General features: G+C 41.0%; 13 protein-coding genes. 5 read left to right on the top strand and 8 right to left on the bottom strand.

The genetic code is table 11. From position 1 onward, the window contains the following. Positions 1-80: 80 nt before the first annotated feature. The 4 genes from fabD to IKB69_RS02490 are packed head-to-tail and all read left to right on the top strand — an operon-like array spanning position 81 to position 2,577. Positions 81-1,013, top strand: coding sequence for an ACP S-malonyltransferase (fabD, locus tag IKB69_RS02505; RefSeq protein ID WP_290945764.1), 933 nt, complete (start codon positions 81-83; stop codon positions 1,011-1,013). Next, positions 1,010-1,705, top strand: coding sequence for a 5'-methylthioadenosine/adenosylhomocysteine nucleosidase (locus tag IKB69_RS02500; protein WP_290945762.1), 696 nt, complete (start codon positions 1,010-1,012; stop codon positions 1,703-1,705). The genes fabD and IKB69_RS02500 overlap by 4 nt, the downstream gene beginning before the upstream one ends. Continuing rightward, a complete protein-coding gene (locus IKB69_RS02495; RefSeq protein ID WP_290945760.1) occupies positions 1,705-2,175 on the top strand; it encodes a prepilin-type N-terminal cleavage/methylation domain-containing protein in 471 nt (156 codons plus the stop codon). Before IKB69_RS02500 ends, IKB69_RS02495 begins: the two co-directional genes overlap by 1 nt. A 39-nt stretch (positions 2,176-2,214) precedes the next feature. Beyond that, positions 2,215-2,577 (top strand): methionine-R-sulfoxide reductase, encoded by a 363-nt coding sequence (locus IKB69_RS02490; protein WP_290945860.1) that lies wholly within the window; start codon positions 2,215-2,217, stop codon positions 2,575-2,577. Between the two features lie 115 nt (positions 2,578-2,692). Here IKB69_RS02490 and IKB69_RS02485 read toward each other — a convergent pair whose 3' ends face one another. Beyond that, positions 2,693-2,935, bottom strand: a complete 243-nt coding sequence (locus tag IKB69_RS02485; RefSeq protein ID WP_290945758.1) for a cation transporter dimerization domain-containing protein — start codon at positions 2,933-2,935, stop codon at positions 2,693-2,695. A 40-nt stretch (positions 2,936-2,975) separates the two neighbouring features. Between IKB69_RS02485 and IKB69_RS02480 the strand changes: the two genes are divergently transcribed. After that, entirely contained in the window at positions 2,976-3,134 is a 159-nt protein-coding gene (locus tag IKB69_RS02480) for a hypothetical protein (RefSeq protein ID WP_290945756.1), read from the top strand. A gap of 268 nt (positions 3,135-3,402) precedes the next feature. Here IKB69_RS02480 and IKB69_RS02475 read toward each other — a convergent pair whose 3' ends face one another. The 7 genes from IKB69_RS02475 to dnaE form a co-directional block, all read right to left on the bottom strand. Beyond that, the gene (locus IKB69_RS02475; RefSeq protein WP_290945755.1) at positions 3,403-3,822 is read right to left on the bottom strand and encodes a hypothetical protein; all 420 of its coding nucleotides are present in this window, start codon (positions 3,820-3,822) and stop codon (positions 3,403-3,405) included. Between the two features lie 71 nt (positions 3,823-3,893). Beyond that, entirely contained in the window at positions 3,894-5,906 is a 2,013-nt protein-coding gene (locus IKB69_RS02470) for a DUF1561 family protein (RefSeq protein WP_290945753.1), read from the bottom strand. Between the two features lie 1,110 nt (positions 5,907-7,016). Continuing rightward, the gene (locus IKB69_RS02465; RefSeq protein ID WP_290945751.1) at positions 7,017-7,517 is read right to left on the bottom strand and encodes a restriction endonuclease; all 501 of its coding nucleotides are present in this window, start codon (positions 7,515-7,517) and stop codon (positions 7,017-7,019) included. Positions 7,518-7,627: 110 nt separating this feature from the next. Further along, positions 7,628-9,532, bottom strand: a complete 1,905-nt coding sequence (locus IKB69_RS02460) for a site-specific DNA-methyltransferase (protein ID WP_290945749.1) — start codon at positions 9,530-9,532, stop codon at positions 7,628-7,630. A gap of 34 nt (positions 9,533-9,566) precedes the next feature. Continuing rightward, positions 9,567-12,425 (bottom strand): DEAD/DEAH box helicase family protein, encoded by a 2,859-nt coding sequence (locus tag IKB69_RS02455; protein ID WP_290945747.1) that lies wholly within the window; start codon positions 12,423-12,425, stop codon positions 9,567-9,569. Positions 12,426-12,488: 63 nt separating this feature from the next. After that, positions 12,489-14,024 carry a saccharopine dehydrogenase family protein gene (locus IKB69_RS02450; protein WP_290945745.1) on the bottom strand — a complete coding sequence of 512 codons (1,536 nt, stop codon included), beginning with the start codon at positions 14,022-14,024 and terminating at the stop codon, positions 12,489-12,491. A gap of 20 nt (positions 14,025-14,044) precedes the next feature. Continuing rightward, positions 14,045-17,671, bottom strand: a complete 3,627-nt coding sequence (dnaE, locus tag IKB69_RS02445; protein WP_290945743.1) for a DNA polymerase III subunit alpha — start codon at positions 17,669-17,671, stop codon at positions 14,045-14,047. Between the last annotated feature and the right edge of the window lie 2 nt (positions 17,672-17,673).

Here is a 17,673-nt window from a genome sequence, read left to right as displayed (position 1 = left end):
ACAAACTTATTTGACAATAAGCGGTAACTTGCTACAATGCAACCCCATTTATTTACAATAACATTGATCAAGGATTATTGATGAGATATGCTTTTGTTTTCCCGGGGCAGGGTTCTCAAGCCATAGGAATGGGCAAGGATTTTTATGAGAACTTCGGCGTAGCAAAGGAGATGTTTGAGACTGCTAGTGATGTGCTGGGGCTTGACTTCAAAAAGCTACTTTTTGAAGAAAACGACCTGCTTAATCAAACGCAATACACCCAGCCAGCGATTTTCCTTGTAAGTCAAATCGCGCACACAATCTTGCAGCAAGAGTCTCCTCTTCTTGCGCATTTTGCCTTAGGACACTCGCTTGGTGAGATAAGTGCGCTGTGTGTAGCGCTAGGCGTGGGATTTGAAGATGGGCTTAGGCTCACCAAAGCGCGCGGAGAGATGATGACTAAGGCGTGCGATGGTAAAGATGCGGGGATGATGGTTATCGTAGGGGTTAGCGATGAGGTGGCAGAAGAAGCCACGAGCTCGTGGCGTAATCAGGGCAAAAGTGTTTGGTGTGCCAATTACAACGGCGATGGGCAGATCGTGCTAGCGGGAAAGAAGAGCGATCTGGCTAGCATAGAAGAGTCCATTAAAGCCTTAGGAGCTAAAAGAGCGTTGTTGCTACCTATTTCGGTCGCCTCGCACTGCCCCCTGCTAGAATCTATGTGCGAGCCATTTGGGGAGCTTTTGCGTGAGTATCTAAAGCCCAAGTTCGCGCTACCTATCATCTCAAATGCCACGACAAAGCCCTATGACACCGCTGAGCAAGCCTACGAACTTCTGCGCTTGCAGCTTATCTCTCCCGTGTTATATAAGCAGTCAATCCTTGCTGTTGATGAGCATATCGATGCTTATATCGAGCTAGGGCATAATAGCGTGCTAAAGGGTTTAAACAAACGCCTAAGTCAAAAGCCTACGCTAACAATCGCCAACACCCAAACCCTACAAGAATCCATCTCACAATTGGATCAGCAGTGATGAAAAAAATAGGCATTATAGGGGCAATGGAAGAAGAAATCACGCCACTTGTAAAGGCTTTCTCGACGAATCGCTTCACAGCCACAGGAAACAATTCGTTCTACCATAGCCTATATAAAGGCGCAGAGATACATATCGCTTATAGCAAGATTGGCAAGGTGCATGCTGCTATCACGGCTAGCTCGATGATTTTGCGCTATGGTTGTGATGCGGTCATTTTCTGTGGGGTGGCTGGAGGTTTGCGGGAAGATTTAGCAGTGGGGGACTTGCTACTTGGGACTAAACTATGTCAGCATGATGTGGATATTAGCGCGTTTGGACACCCGTTAGGCTTCATTCCAGAGAGTCGGGTATTTATCGAGACTGATGAGAATCTAAATGCCATCGCTAGGCAAGTGGCTCTAGAATCTAATATCACGCTAAAAGAGGGCATAATCGCTTCAGGCGATGTCTTTATCCACAACAAAGAGAAAAAGCAGTGGATTGTCGATAACTTTGGCGCAGCGGCAGTGGAGATGGAGGGGGCGAGTGTGGCAGTGGTGTGCGATAGCTTTAAAGTGCCGTATTGTATTTTGCGCTCTATTAGTGATAATGCCGATGGGAGTGCTGATGTGAGCTTTGATGAGTTCTTGGAGTCTTCGGCTAAGATTGGCGCAGATTTTGTCAAAAAGATGGTCGATAGGCTTGTGTAATGCGCGCTAGAATCCACGCGCCAAAGCTTAGGGTGAGCGGTGGATTTAGTTTGATTGAACTTGTGTTTGTGATAGCTGTGGTTGGGATATTGGCAGCAGTTGCGATCCCAAAGCTTGTCGCCACGCGTACAGATGCACTCTATGCGGCAGTAAATAGCGATATACAAGCAGTCATTAGCTCCGTGCAAGTAGCAGCACTCACGCAGGATCTAAGCGCAAGACCCCTTGATGGCGCTTTCATTATGCAAACTACTGGGCTATCTCCTACTCGCTGGGTGGCTCAGGGCAATGGTGTGCGACTTGGGAAAGATGGTGTGCAAGATGTAGCCAATAACTGCGTGATGATTGACATTACCGCCCAAAGCTTGCAAGTGAGAGTCCAGCCTGTGCCAAGCTCGCAGATTTGCCAAAAGCTTAGTAAAACTTATCCTACACTTTTGAGCTTCAATCTCTCAAGTTCACTATTTTAGCAAACCATATATTTTGAATAAGGAGCGCGTATGCCTACAATGCCACCACTTAATGACAAAGAGCGTGCAATCATCATTGATAAAGCCACTGAGCCACCATTTAGCGGAATCTATACTGATCATTTTGAAAATGGTATATATATCTGTCGCCAGTGTGGTGCTGCGCTCTATAACTCTAAAGACAAGTTTCCAAGTCACTGTGGGTGGGCGAGTTTTGATGATGAGATACAAGGAGCTATTGCCAAAGAGCTTGATAGCGATGGCAAGCGTGTAGAGATTCTTTGTGCTAGCTGCAAGGGGCATTTGGGGCATATATTTATCGGTGAAGGCCTCACGGAGAAAAACACGCGCCATTGCGTGAATTCTCTCTCCTTGCATTTTGTCAAAGCAGAATCTGTATAGTCTCTATCGTGTTAGTGCGTGGAATCAGTGGCATTATAGTATGCTAGATTCCAGTAGCTCTGCTAGCTTATGCGCCTATTCTTCATAGGCGTCAAGGTGCGTGATCGCTTGTTAGCTATTTTGCAGGCTTTTGATTTGCTACTCGATAGAGTCCTGCCACAGCGTGCGCGTCCTTTAGCAAAATCTCTGGACTAAACTCCAAATGCACTTCCACAAAGTGCAGCCCACCACTTTGGCATGCCTTTAAATCGTGGTAGCTCCTAATCTCCTTGGTAGAATCTAAAATCGCTTTAATCGCTGCTTGCTTCTCATTTATTTTTAGCGTGTGATCAAGCAGTACTAGCACATCATTTCTCAATAGTCCAAAGACAGGATAGAATGCCCCACATTACAGCCCAATGCTACATGCAAATACCGCATCAACACTACTAAAGCCTGTAAGCTTGACAAGCGCGACTGACACAAGCACCCACCACTGCCTAAAATATTTGTCTTACGCAGGAAACAGCTTTAATGATAAGACTCCCACTTGCTCTGCTGCAAGCCCTAGAGACTAGAATCACACTGCAATCACTACTGCAAGCGACTTGATCTTCTCTAGTCTTCATATCCACAGGCTTCTGTACTTTTGTGGTAGTATAGAGATTAAAGCCTAAGACCCATAGATCAAGCAAGAAGTCTAGAGATTATTGTTGCCTTGCTCTAGACTTTGCTTTTTGGGCATTGGCTTTTCTAGGCTTGGTGTCGTACTTTTGCCCATCTTGCACTCCCCATAAATTTGTAGGAGCGTGATTTTAGCAAAATCTGTCCTATTTTGAGAATTGCCTATAGCCCAAGCTCTAGCTCTGTAAGCTCATTAGCACTCTCATAAATGCGTGCTTTATACTTGGTGAAAAACTGCTCCTTGCGCGCTTGTATCTCATCGTGCTCTAATAGCTCACCACGCATAGCATAGTGCCTATGGATTGGCACATTTGCCATATTGTAGGCTTCTATCTCGCAGCCCATTTTCACACGCTTTAGGTTCTCTTGTGCGTTGCCAGCTAGGGTGTGGGCGCGCACATAGCAAGCAGAGAGATTGCGCGCAATTAGCCCTGCGATCCTTGGCATATCCTGCTTGGGATCGCCGCTTAGTGTTTGGGAGAACTTATGATAGTCCATAGGGTGGAGCGGAGGCTTGAGGAGTAGCTCACTAGCTAGACCCACTACACACGCTATCATAAATACCATTGGCAAAAGCTTCATACTCACTCCTTCTTGCTATCAGCATATCAAGAGAATCTAAATGCGCAAGCTAGAATCTAGCTCCCTAAATACTACCACACACATCGACCGCTAATGCACTCATTTAAGAGTTCTGGTAAAGGCAGTAAGGCGTTGCCACGCCTATCTTCCCCCTCTCCACTGCAATTATAAAGTGAAACAATCGCCTCAAAGGGATTGCTATGCGCCCTTGAGACTTCTAGCACGCCTAGTCCTATTAGCTCCAAATACCGCCCACCAAAGCGCGTAAGCCGCTCTATCATATCTGCTGGAGTTTGCACAGCTTGCACTCTTGCACGGAAAGATTCTAGGCTAACGCTTGGGGCATTTGCTGGGATAATCACCACGCCATCACTTAGTCTTAGTACTGCGACTGCGTGTCCAACGCTTCTGCCTCGTACAGGATCTAGTCGCACGAGCGTGAAGAGAAATACACTGCCCACAGGTCGCTCTAAAACCCTTTGAAGTAGCGCGTGCATCTCGCTCTCTTCCGTGCTTTGTCCTAGTATGTTCCACTCATATTGCGGGAGCATAGAAATACTACTTGCTAATACTCTGCCCATCCCACGCTGAAAACACTCTATATGGCTACCTGCAGGGCTATCATAGTAGGATAAAATATCTTGCAGAGTATCGTGTAAGAGTGAATTCCTTGCATAAAAGCTGGCAAAGGGATTTGTCCTCTCTCCTGTATCGAAGAAATATCCACCGCTTCCGCGCGGATGAGCGTGCGCCTCTAAAAGCTCGGCAATTGCCTGATAAGCTTGCAAAAGACAGGTTCCGCAGATTCCGATGCTTGTCCTAGAAGAATCTGTGCTAATGTTGATGTGCCACAAGCGTGCTATCCAAGCTTCATTTAACCTAAAGTAAGCAGGCAGGGCTGGAGAGCCACTTCGCAAAGGTGGAGAATGTGGTGTGTGCAAGGGATTGGCATGAGCTTTAGATTCTACCTGCTGTATTGGCAGTATTGCCGTAAGCAGGCTGCGTAGTGGCAATGGCGGTGAGATAGGTGCGACTTGTAAAATTTTTTTTGATGATTGTAGGGGGTTGTGTTTGTGTCCGGGTGCTGGGCAAGTGTGGAGATTTTCCCCAATGTTTGCGCTAATAAAGCGCAGCCACTCCTGCGTAGCGTAATCTAACTCAAAGGCAGAAGTTGGGCTATTTTGCACATCATTGCTAGCATATTCCTTGCTAGCAACATAGGGCACACCCCAATGAATTCCATAGCGTGTAAGTCGCAAAATATTGCCATCTTTATCCAAAAAGGCAAAGTGCTTATCATCAATAGGGATAGGCTTGAAAAATGCTCTATTTTCCTTAGGTGGGAGTGCGTCTGTGCATAGTCCCCAAGCGACCCAGTCCCACGCTTGCTTACCTGTGCTAGAATACATACAATAAAGTCTCCCATTGCTCTCATCATAGTTTGCAATATGCCCACTTAAAAGATTGTAGTAGAGAAATGCAGTGTTTTTCTGCGATTGGTTATTGGTTAAGAAATACCGATCTTGCCCTTCTTTATAACTCACGCTCCAAGAAATAGCACTTTGGATAGTGAGATTTGCCGGAGTGGCTATGGTGCTTGCCCACTTTTGCATAGAGCGTTCAAGCCTATGAGTGTAGAGTTCTCCTGCAAAGACATGCGTTGCATACAAATAGCTTCCATTATCTTGTATGCTATAAATGCCATCAAGAGAGTAGAAGCGATTGTCTTTTAGCTGCCACTGCTGGCTTGGAAGATTGATAACACAAGGCGATAAATGTAGATAATCTTTATCACGCTTTCTTTCTACCACAGAATCTGGCGCAGTGATACACAGCCAAGTGTCGTTAATGCGATAGGCTAGGCGACTAAACACATCATAGCGCGCTTGCATTGCACCTTGGCAGCTTGAGAGAGCGATATAGCTTGTGCCGTGTGAAAATGTAGGGGTGTAGCATAGAGAGCGACCATCTTGCGTTAGCACGCGTATAGGGGTATCTTGCGGCGTTTGTGCTAGAGTTTGCTTGGGGCTAAAGGGCTTGGCGCAGAGCAGAAGGGGTAGAGCCAAAACAAAGACAATGTACATAAGGAACCTTTAAAGTTTATGGCAATATAAACAAAGTGCAGTTAAAAAGGAGCTGAATACAGAAATTAATCTGCTCTCATATAAAACCCTATGTCAATAACTCTCAGATCTTATAGTCGTAATATTCCTTGTACACCATTATACGCTTCCTGTCGCTAATTGCAAAATACCTTTTAAGCGATTTTACTCAATAAATACACGAATGTTGTTGTAGTCATTCTGCAATACCATCATATCATATCAAGTCCTGTTAAATCCTATATCCACAGCCATTGCCCACAGCAAAATAATTCAACCATTCATTCTTTAGTGTAACAATAACATCTAACGCACTATATTAATTTCATAATTTAAAGCAGTTTTTACCTGTTGTTGTACCTCTAAAGGCGATTCAATCTTAGTGCGCGGATTGTTGCTTAATTATATCTGCATCAATCTTCACAAGCGACTTTTGATTGTTGTGCTTCTATCTTGCAAACAAAGTTTGAGTGCTATGTAGAGCTCTAGTAGCATGGTGCTAAATTCATTGTGCCAAATTTTACAATCAATACCAGTTGTACTTCTAGCTCTTTTGCTCTAATTTAATCTACGAAAAACTCTCTAAGCCAAATACAAGAGATTTCAGAGCTTGCTGTGCTTGTTGCCTTGTGTTTTAGTCTCCAAGCTCCATTATCAAAAAGCATTAAGGTAATTAAGATTAAGCCTAAAATGAAATTTTTAGGGAGTGTAATTTTTCTATAACTCTAGCACGCGCGCACCAAATCTATTGGTTAATATTAGAGAACCATAATTGCCCTGCAGAAGCTTTCATTTTCACTCCTTGGTGCAACATTGACCAACTATAGTTTAATTATTAGGTAGGTGAAAATTGCTAGAACTGAAAGAATGCACTATTGCAAAAGAGCAAATGCAAGAAATCTACAAACATAAAAAGAATTAGACAATCTAAAAATATCTCCCAATTATCTCTAGTAATTTCTATTGGACATATTTTGAGCAATCCTTGATATGAAGCAATCGACACTATAATCACTCATTTGGCATATTTTGATTTGTAAAAGATCGTTTAAATCAGTCTTATGTAAATATCATTCTTGTACTTTGCAGTTTTTAATGTAAGCTTACTTTATCATAGGGGATAACTCTGTATCCCACACTATTTTCTTCTAAAAATTTTTTCACGCCATAATCTATGTTTTTACAGCTTGTTACAAATACACGACTGACATTCTTTTTAGCAAAAATCTTTCGATTCTTCTCCAAATACGCGGTGCAATCTCCTAAAAATATTCTTAAATGCTCTTGTTTTACTTGTGTATTTTCCCAATTCTTGCACTGAATCAGTGCCACTTCATTACCTTTATAGGCAATCAAATCAACACCATTATCGCGCTTGCCTTCATTGATGCCTTTAAAATACACTTTATAGCCTTGTTGTTGGTATAATCTACCAATCTGCAATTCATATTCATCGCCCTTTTGTTTATTTCGATAGGTATTGCTCATATAGTTTCGAAGCTTTGATCGCTCTCGGCGCGGTTTATAAAACACAAAAATAGCAACAATAATCACAAGAGCTATAAACATAATCTCCATATTATTTTCTCCCATTTGTCGTCTCATATCTAAGAGATTTCAATGTATTTTCAACCATCTATGCACTGACTTAATTGTATAAAACCAAAGTTAATTGTTTTACTCATTTTTGCTCCTTAAATAATTTAGTGCAAATCTATCACACTCTCATCGCCGCAGATATTACGCACTTTAAGACGCAGGGGCTTTTTTGTGCTTTCTATATAGCCATTCCATAAATCCTTAGTTTTCACGCCATTTTTAATCACAAGGGAGTTTTTATTGATTTTAATCTCACTGCTGCTATGCCACACTCCACTTGCATTCTCACAATCAAGGCTAAGATACTCTATACATTCTAAGCCATTTTCACTTAAAAGGATTGGTATAAACTCTTTATTTTTCTTTTTTGCTTGAATCTCACGCTTTTGATTATAGGCATCAATTTTTTGCCACACTCTGTCGCTTAAAAACTTTGTGATTGCCACTTTAAAGCCCTGCTTGCTTGTCTCTATACTATATTCCACATAGTCATTATCCACCACTTCTACAAGAGCTTCACTCAAAGGCACAAACTCAATCTCACCCCTAAAATATTCATACTCATCTGCCATTTCTCTAAGCTCTTTTTCATTTTCTATATCTACATAATAGATTCTAAGTTTTTTTATCCCCCTTGTGTGTGCTTCTAGATTCCCTACACCAAAGTGTAAAATCTCTTTGAAATAAGGCACATCAAGCACTTTATGATTAGAATCTAGCAAGTTAGGAAGATGACAGGGGATAACCTCTTTAGCAGTGGCAATATAGCCTTGAAAATAAGTAGAATCTAGGCTTTCATCTAAATATTTAAGATACTGAAAGCCTGTGATTAAACGCGGGAGTTTCTCCATTGTCTGCACGGGATTTCTAAAAAGCTCTATGCCATCTTTAACTTCTAAAATATCAAATTCTGCATTCAGCTCTTTTAGCCTATCGCGTGTTGTTTGAATAGAGTTTAGCCCCACATCGCAATGGATAAAGTAGCGTCCTAGCTTGTGTGCCACTGCTGCACTCACTCCACTGCCGCCAAAAAAGTCTGCCACAATCATAGATTCATTAGAACTCGCCTTAATAATCCGCTCTAGCAAGGCTTCGGGTTTTTGTGTGGCGTAGTCCCAAGCTCTATACTCCTCTCCGTGTGAAGTTGAAAAAGAAGGTATATCTGTCCATACATCATATTGCCCCTTACCCAAAATAATCCACTCATCATTTTTAAAAACTTGTTTAGGGTAATAATCTCGTGTGCTGTCCCATTTCATAAACCATTTACCATTTTCATCCTTTTTAAACTTCTTTTCATCTTCATAGGGTATTCTAACTTCATCAAAATTAAATATATAACTTTCACTTTTTGAATAAGAATAAATACAATCGTGCTTTCTAACAAATTGAGTTTGTGAATTTGAAGTTCCACCATAAAACCACACAATCTCATTCCTAAAATTCCACTCTCCAAAAATCTCATCTAGCAAAATTTTTACATAATGCCCGATATGCCAATCTAAATGCACATAAATACTTGCATTTTCACTCATCACTTCTTTAATAGCTTTTAGATTTTCATACATCCAGTTGAGATAATCTTCCTTATTCCATATATCGCCATACATTTTTTCCTCAAAGCTTTTAAACTCTTGGGGCATTTCTACTTCTATGCTAGATTGTGCTTTATCTGCATTTGCATTCTGTCTTAGATACACCTTCTTTGCGTAGTCTGCTCCACTTGCAAAAGGCGGGTCAATATAGACTAAATCCACTTTTATGTCCTGCTCTTTGAGATATGCACAGGCACTTAAGCATTCACCTTTGATAAGCATATTTTTAGAATCTACAACTTCATTAGTATTACGCACAGATTCTAGCTTTTGCATTTCATACAGGGGCATACCGCGATTTAAGCGGATATTGACTGCGTCATTGCCTGAGTATTTGAGTGTGCGTGTGAAGTTATCTAAAATGGCTTGACCGCGTATAGGGGGCTTTTCATAGGGGACATATTTGATTCTCATTTATTTTCCTTTTGTGTGTTTTTGAGCTTAGCCATTATTTCTCTTTATATTTCTCCTTAGAATCTTTAGTAAAAAACTTTTTGCAATGCTTGATGAGTGTGGCTCTAAGCTCATCGCCTTTATGTATATCATCTTGTAAATAGAGATAGTCAAATTTCTCATAGCCAAATTTTTGATTATTTTCCTTGATAAAATCCTGCATAAAGGCTTTTTTATCCTTAAAACTCTCTTGTAAATGTGCGCCCTTGCCTTCTATAATTAGGATTTTATGGATTTTCTTATCCTGTCTTTGTAAGATGATGAAATCTGGCGTGTATATGCCTATATGCTTAGAATCTTTTATCACTTGGATTTTAAAATCGCTTAAATGTGAGTCGCCATTATAGTAGGCTTCTAAATCTAAATGTGTAAAAATATCAAGGCTTAGAATCTTTTCATAAATCTCTCTTTCATACCCACTATCAGTGCGATAGGGTAGATAGTGGTAGGACTTATCTTTATGGGGAGTTTTTGTAACTTTAGATTCTAGGGCTTTGATGGCTTCTTCATTGCCCTGCGTTTCTTTTAAGATTTCTAGGGCTTGTTTTTCTTGTGGGCTTAAGCTTAGCTCTCCCCTATCTTCTTGTAGAATCCGCTCTACTTTTGCTTGATTGGGGATAAAATTTTCTTCATCTTTTTCATCTATATGGATTTGCTCTGTTAAATTCTGCGTGATTAGAAGCTGGACATTTTGTGGGATTAGCTCTTGTTTAGAATCTAGACTTCGTTTAGGGGCAAAGGCTAGTCTAATGGCTTGATTGATAGCCTTTATTTCGAAGCTTGGGTTGAAAAATCCATCTTTTGTGATGTGGGTAAAAATACTTTGAAGCCACTTGGTATATGGGGCTAGGTCGTGTATACTTAGCATAGAAAAACCTTGCTTTATCAATCCATAAAGCCAAAAGTTAAAATTAGCTCTTTGTGTGGCGTGAGATTCTATGATTTTTGTTGTGTGTGTATCTTGTGTGAAATCTGTTGTCGTCTCTATAATCTCTTTTTCTTTTATAATCCTTTTTTCTTGTGACTGTAAATCTTGCAGGATAGAATCTAAGCTTTTAGCAGGATTTGCCTGTGTCGTATGCAGGGTTTCAAATTTAAGTTTAAGCTGATAAAAATCAAATGCTAAAGGCTGGATTTGCTTTGTTCTATCATAGCGATTTAGCGTGATTTTTGTAGTATTGCTCCCATTTTCAAAGTCTTTGATACTCATTTGCTGCTCTTGCTTTAACTGATCAGCTAACTTCTTTTCATTAAAGGCGTTAAGATAGATAAGGGCTTTTTCATTTTTACCCTTTTCTACCTGTCTTAAAGCACGGCAGGAGGTCTGCAAAACCATATTTTGTGGGCAATCCCCTTCTTGTGCGAGTATTACACCACTTAGTGATTTGCAATCCCAGCCTTCCTTGCCAATCTGCACGAGCAAAATAATCTTAATGTGTGAGTGTTTAGAATCTAGATTATCAAACTCTATTTGCGCGTTTTGTGGCTCTTTGTAGGTTTTATTACCTTTGTGGAATTTAAGTATAGATTCTGTGCTTAGATTATAATCTTTTATAATCTCACAAACTTTGGGATAAATCTGTTCTTCTAAAGTTTCTATAGTGCTACAATAAATAGCGATTTTGCTACCAAGTGCATTATTATAATCACCGCTTAAAAACTCTCTTATGCCACTTTCTACTATGTTTAAGCGATTTGTATCATTGACACTTTTTACAACAGGGGTTTTAAGAAAGTTATTTATCCCTTGAATAAGGGGATAGTAATACACAATATTTGCTATTTCTTTATGCTCTAGTTTAGAATCACCAATATTTACTTTCTCTGTGCTTTTTAAATAAGGCGTGCCTGAAAAGCCCATAACAGAATTGAGATTGCCCCTTTTATTCCATTGTGAGATAACTTTTCTTAGCTTTATATCTTCACTTGCAGCGTGATGCACCTCATCTACAAAAATGCTTAAATGTGGAATATCCGCGATTTTTTCTCGCAACTCATTTGCTACGCACCATTCCTCTTTTTTCACACCCTCTACTTTGCCCTCTAAATCTGCAAAGCTAGATTCCTTATCAATCTTATCTAAAATCACTTTTTCCGCATTTGTAAGGATAACTAAGCCAAATGGATTTTCATAATTTGCAAGTTTTGCGACATTGGGATTGTGAATGCGGTTGCTTTTTTTCGCGCTTTTATTTTCATCTAAAATTTCAAATTTGATCTGCCCTTTAATCTCCTCCGCATAGGGGCTTGGGATAAGCCAATGGATATTAAACTTTTCTATATTTTTAAGGCTTGGAAGTATAGAGCTTTTTAATCCACTTGGTGCTAGGATAAGAAAGTTATGTGCAAAAGTGGTGTTTGGAGAATCAAGTAGTGAAAAATAGAGATCTAAATAGATAAAACACATCATTAAATAAGTCTTTCCAGCTCCCATAGGCAGTGAAAAGAGATAGTCTGTATAGCTTGTGTGATAGAATAAATCGCTAAAAATTTTTTCATAATCTAGGGCAGCAAAATGAGACTCCATAGTTTTTAGAATCTTGTGTGCTTGCAGGCTATGTGCGTATTCATAAAGGCTAAGGGCAGCGGGATTGTTGATTAAAAATTCTCTTAAATATGTGCTAAGTGGCAGGGAGTTTAAATCTAGGGTATTAAATTTGCCCTCGCAAAAAAGCGTGCTTAAAGGCTTATTTTTACATTCTATTTTTAAATAAAGATAGGTTTTGATAGCTTCAACTTGTGCATCTCTCAATCCACCTTGACTTTTGATATAGCTTAAAAGGCTTGTTAGCGTGGCATTATCTGTTGTTTCTAGCCATTTATCCCTAGCTTTTGTTATTATCGTGTAGAACATTGATTTTCCCTTATACCGCTTATCGCTTATGGATTTGATACATCTTTATTTTTTTGCAAATCTCTATTTTCTTCCATCCTCTAGCACTTTTGTTTTGCCATTAGAATCTAACTCCAGCACTACATAAGGAAGCCCTTGTTTGTTTAGCTCCGCCATAAAGCAATCAGGGTCGTTTTGCTCCATATTCCACACGCCACTACCACTACTAGAATCTACTCCTTGCATTTCCCCACCTTTTGGCATATCGCTATTATCCGCTCCGCTCACAATTTTTGCACAATTTAGCCCCCATTTATCTTCGCATATAAGTTTTGCTCCAATCATTGCCGGCACACCTGTGGTATAGCTCACACCTTGCGCATTGACTTCTTTATGGCAAGTCTCGTGGTCGCAAATATTATAGATATAAATTGTGCGTTCTTTGCCGTCTTTCACACCCTTCATATAGCAGCCAATATGCGTTTGCCCCTTCGTGCGAGAAGCAAGACTTGCTGGGTCTGGCAGAAGCGTCTTTAGCACTTCAATAGGCACGATTTTACTGCCCTTATGTGTCACTTCATCAATGCGTAAAAAGCCGATATTCTCCAAACATTTCATATGTGTAAGATAGCTCTCGCCAAAGGTCATAAAAAAGCGGATTTTTCGTAAGCCTTTGATATTGCGGATAAGCGATTCTAGCTCTTCGTGGTAGAGTAAATAGCTATTTTTCACGCCAACTTCTGGGTAGTCCCACTCTTTCATCAAAGCTAAGGGGGCAATGTCTCGCCACTGCCCGTTAAAGTAAGATTCTACTTTTAAATCCTGCGTATTAGAATCTAGTGTAAAATGCTTCTCTTCTCGCTCAAACTTGCGATAAATGGTGTCTTGCTTTAGGTCCGGGTTTAACTCCAAGTCTGTGTTAGAGACTAAAGGTTTAGATTCTGTATCTTGTGGATTGCCACGACTTCTTACAGAAGTCTCGCAATGACTAGAATCCACTTTTTTAGAATCAATATCTTTAACCCAATATCTCGCCTTTGAACTCACTTCTCTTAGATTAATCTCTGGATTAAAGTTTGTCGCAAACGCATAGCCGTGGTCCCCCGCATTACAATCTAAAATATCAATGCTGTGTATCTCATCAAAATAATGCTTTTGTGCGTAAGCACAAAACACATTTGTAACTCCGGGGTCAAACCCACTGCCAAGCAACGCGAAGATTCCTGCTTGTTTATAGCGTGTATCATACGCCCACTGCTCCTTATACTCAAAGTGTGCAGAATCTGGATGCTCATAATTTGCCGTGTCTAAATAATGTGTTTTTGTGCGAAGACAGGCCTCCATAATGCTCAAATCTTGATAGGGCAGCGCGACATTCACCACTAATTTTGGGCGATATTTTTCAATCAAAGCCACCACAGATTCCACACTATCGGCATCCACAGAATCTATCTCAATCTCACCTAAGCCTTTTTGGCGGATAGAATCTGCTATTGCTTGACATTTACTAAGTGTGCGAGAAGCTAGGATAATGCGTGAAAAGCTCCCGCGATTGCTCGCCATTTTATGTGCTACTACACCACCTACACCACCAGCCCCTATTTGTAAAACACAAGCCATAACTACTCCTTTTTAGATATTTAGCCTTGTAGCTCTCTCGCGGTTTTGCGCGTTTCCCAAGCAAACTCGTCAAGCTCTTGTGTGATCGAGCTACTCACCTTAAGATCACTCACAAAGACATAATTCCTGCCTGCTTCTTTGATGATGATATGTAGCTCTTGCTCACCGCTATGTTTCTTAGCGCACTGTGAGATACGCTCTAAGTGCGCCACATCAGTTTCTCTGTCTAGTACGATCCCTAGCGCGCAGCCAGAGCCTAGACTCTTTGGATCAATGTGGATAGGGATTATCTCACCTGATTCTTCTTGACCATCCTTTTCTTTTTGGTATTTTAGTCGGATTTTGGTCTGCTTGGCATCTTCAAGACAGAGCGCATCAAATGCGCGAAATTCTTTCTTGCTATCTCTAGAATCCACCTTCCCACTAAGCACTATGGGCTCATTTAGATCCATACAATCAAGTTTGGCAATAGTACTCTCAAATATAGTAATATTGGCATTCCCAGAGAGATCAATCACGCTTAACACACCATAGATATTACCCTTTTTGGAAACACGCTTTTCCAAGTCTACAACTTTTACTGCAAGCATTACGCTAGAACCATCTTCTAGCTGATCCAGTGCCCTGATACGCGAGACACCCTTAAGTGCTGTAATTTGTTTGCGATATGATTCTAGCGGATGCCCAGAGATATAAAGCCCCAAGCACTCATACTCATAATCAAGTGTGGTTTTTTGATCAAACTCCTCTATATCGCTAAAACTAAAGCGGATTCCAGCTAGCTCATCTTGCGAGTCGGCAAAGAGCGAGTTATGTATCTCGCCTGCGAGCTTTTGCTTATTGCGCCCAATCTCACAAATTTCATCGATATTTTTAAGCATTGTTGCGCGTGTGTAGCCTAGATTATCAAGGCTACCAGATTTGATCAAAGGCTCCATAACACGCTTGGTAATCTTAGAAAAATCCACCCTAGAAATAAAATCTTCCAAATCCTTAAACTCTCCCCCACTTTTCCTACACTCAATGATACTGCCCATAGCATCTTCCCCAGCACCTCGGATTGCCCCCAGTCCAAAAACGATCTTTTTTTCTCCACTATGCCAATCAGCAACGCTAAAAAACTGATCTGATAGATTGACATGAGGGGGCAGTGTCTCCATACCACATCGTTTCGCCTCCTCTACATACTCCGCGATTTTATCGATTTTATTAGATTCGCTTGTAAGAAGAGCTGCCATAAACTCGTGTTCATAATAGGTCTTAAGATACGCCGTCTCAAATGTAATCATCGCATACGCCGCAGAATGCGACTTATTAAACCCATAGCCAGCAAATTTGACAATAAGCTCCCACAAATCGCTAGCCTTTTGCATATCAAAGCCGTTGCTCTGCGCTCCTTGGATAAACTTTTGCTTATTATCTGCCATAATTTGCTCATCTTTTTTCCCCATAGCGCGCCGTATCAAATCTGCTTCGCCAAGGGAGAATCCACCGATAACTTGCACGATTTGCATAATTTGCTCTTGATACACAATTGTCCCATAAGTGTGTTTCAAAATCGGTTCTAGCTCATCAAACATATAAGTGATGGGCTCTAAACTGTGCTTGCGTTTGATAAAGTCATCTACCATACCAGATTCCATGGGTCCGGGGCGACCAAGAGCAATGATTGCGATAATGTCTTCAAAGTTGGTAGGCTTTAGTCGGCGATTAAGTCGCTGGAACATACCAGATTCCACTTGGAAAATCCCCATTGTATCCCCGCTTTGCAGGATCTCATAGACTTTAGGGTCATTGACATCAATTTGCGAGAAGTCTATACGCGTACCATAGCGATCTGCAATGATTTTTAGCGCATCATCAATCACTGTGAGTGTCTTTAGCCCTAAGAAGTCAAATTTGATCAAATCTACTGCTTCAAGGTATTTCATAGAATACTGCGTGAGTATAATTCCATCAGTGCCAGCATATAGTGGCGTTTTGTGCCATAGTTCTCTCTCACTATCTAGCACAAGAGCTGCCGCGTGCTTGCCGGCGTTGCGGTTAAAGCCCTCTAATTTTAGAGCGAACTCCCACACTTTTGCCGCTAGCATATCACTTGCTACTAGCTCTTGGATCTTTGGTTCTAGCTCCCACGCGCCCTCGATAAACTCACCATTTTTCTCATAGCCCTTAAGTGTGATTCCTAGCTTTTCTGGGATAAGCTTAGCAAAGCTATCGGCTTCTTTTATGGGCATATCTAGCACGCGCGCAACATCGCGTATCACGCCTTTTGCGAGCATTTTACCAAAGGTGATGACTTGGGCGACATTGTATTTACCATATCGCTCAATCATATAGTTTAGAATCTCACCGCGCCTGCGCTGGCAAAAATCTGTATCAATATCAGGCATACTCACGCGCTCTGGGTTTAAGAATCGCTCAAAGAGCAAGTCATAGCGCAATGGATCAATGTCTGTAATCCCTAGGCAAAATGCCACGAGACTCCCCGCCGCACTTCCGCGCCCCGGACCTACCGGTATGCCCATCTTTTTAGCTTGATTGATAAAATCCCACACAATTAGCATATAGCCGGAGAATTTCATCTTCGCAATAATCCCCATCTCATATTCAAGCCTATTGTAATACTCTTGGTGCTTCTCTTTTGGGACATTTTGTAGGCGTTTTTCTAGTCCTTGTTTGGATTTGTAGATAAAGTAGTCTTCATCGTTTTCAAAGTCTAGCCCCTCAGCACTTGCATATTCTTTGGTAAATTTGAAAGTCGGTGGGGTTGGAGGGTTGTTTTTCTCATCTTTTAGATCAATGCTAAAACCTGCACACTTCTGCGCGATTTCTTGAGTGTTTTCTAAGGCTTGTGGCACATCGGCAAAGAGCTTTGCCATCTCTTGCTCACTTTTGATATAAAACTCCGCCACACTGTGGCGCAAGCGATTTTTATCCTGCAAGGTGCGCCCTGTACCAATACACATCGCCACCTCTTGGAATCCCGCATCTTCGCGTGAAGGGTAGTGTGCATCATTAGTAGCGATGATTTTGATCTCACATTCTTTACTTAAGCGCAAAATATGGGAATCTATGGATTCTTGTTCTGGGATTCCGTGGCGCATAAGCTCTAGGTAAAAGTCATCGCCAAAGATTTCTTTATACTCTAGTGCCACCTTTTTGGCTGCTTCATAGCCACCTGCACCGTATTTTAAGTTTCTCTCACTTAGATTCAAGTGGAAATTTACCTCTCCTGCAAGGCAGGCTGATGAGCAGATAAGCCCCTCGCTACACTCTTGCAAGAGCTTTTTATTTATCCGAGGGTAGTAATAAAACCCGTGGATAAAGGATTGTGAGCTGAGTCTCATTAGATTCTTATAGCCTTGCTCATTTTTGGCATAAAGACATAGGTGATAGCGAGCTTTAGAGCTCTTGTCCCCAATTTCATCAGCATTATGTAAATATGCCTCAATCCCTATAATAGGCAAGATACCCTGCTTTTTCATCTTTGTATAAAAGTCAATCGCGCCAAACATATTGCCGTGATCAGTCATAGCGACACTTGTCATACCAAGGCTTTTAAGTCGCTTGGCAAGTATTTCTAGCTTATTGGCACCATCGAGCATAGAATATTCTGTATGTAAATGTAAATGTGTATAGCCCAATT

It is taken from the genome of Helicobacter sp., assembly GCF_017502485.1.
Lineage (GTDB): Bacteria > Campylobacterota > Campylobacteria > Campylobacterales > Helicobacteraceae > Helicobacter_B.
The sequence above is the reverse complement of the archived record's forward strand: the minus strand, read 5'-3'. Positions and strand labels throughout refer to the sequence as shown.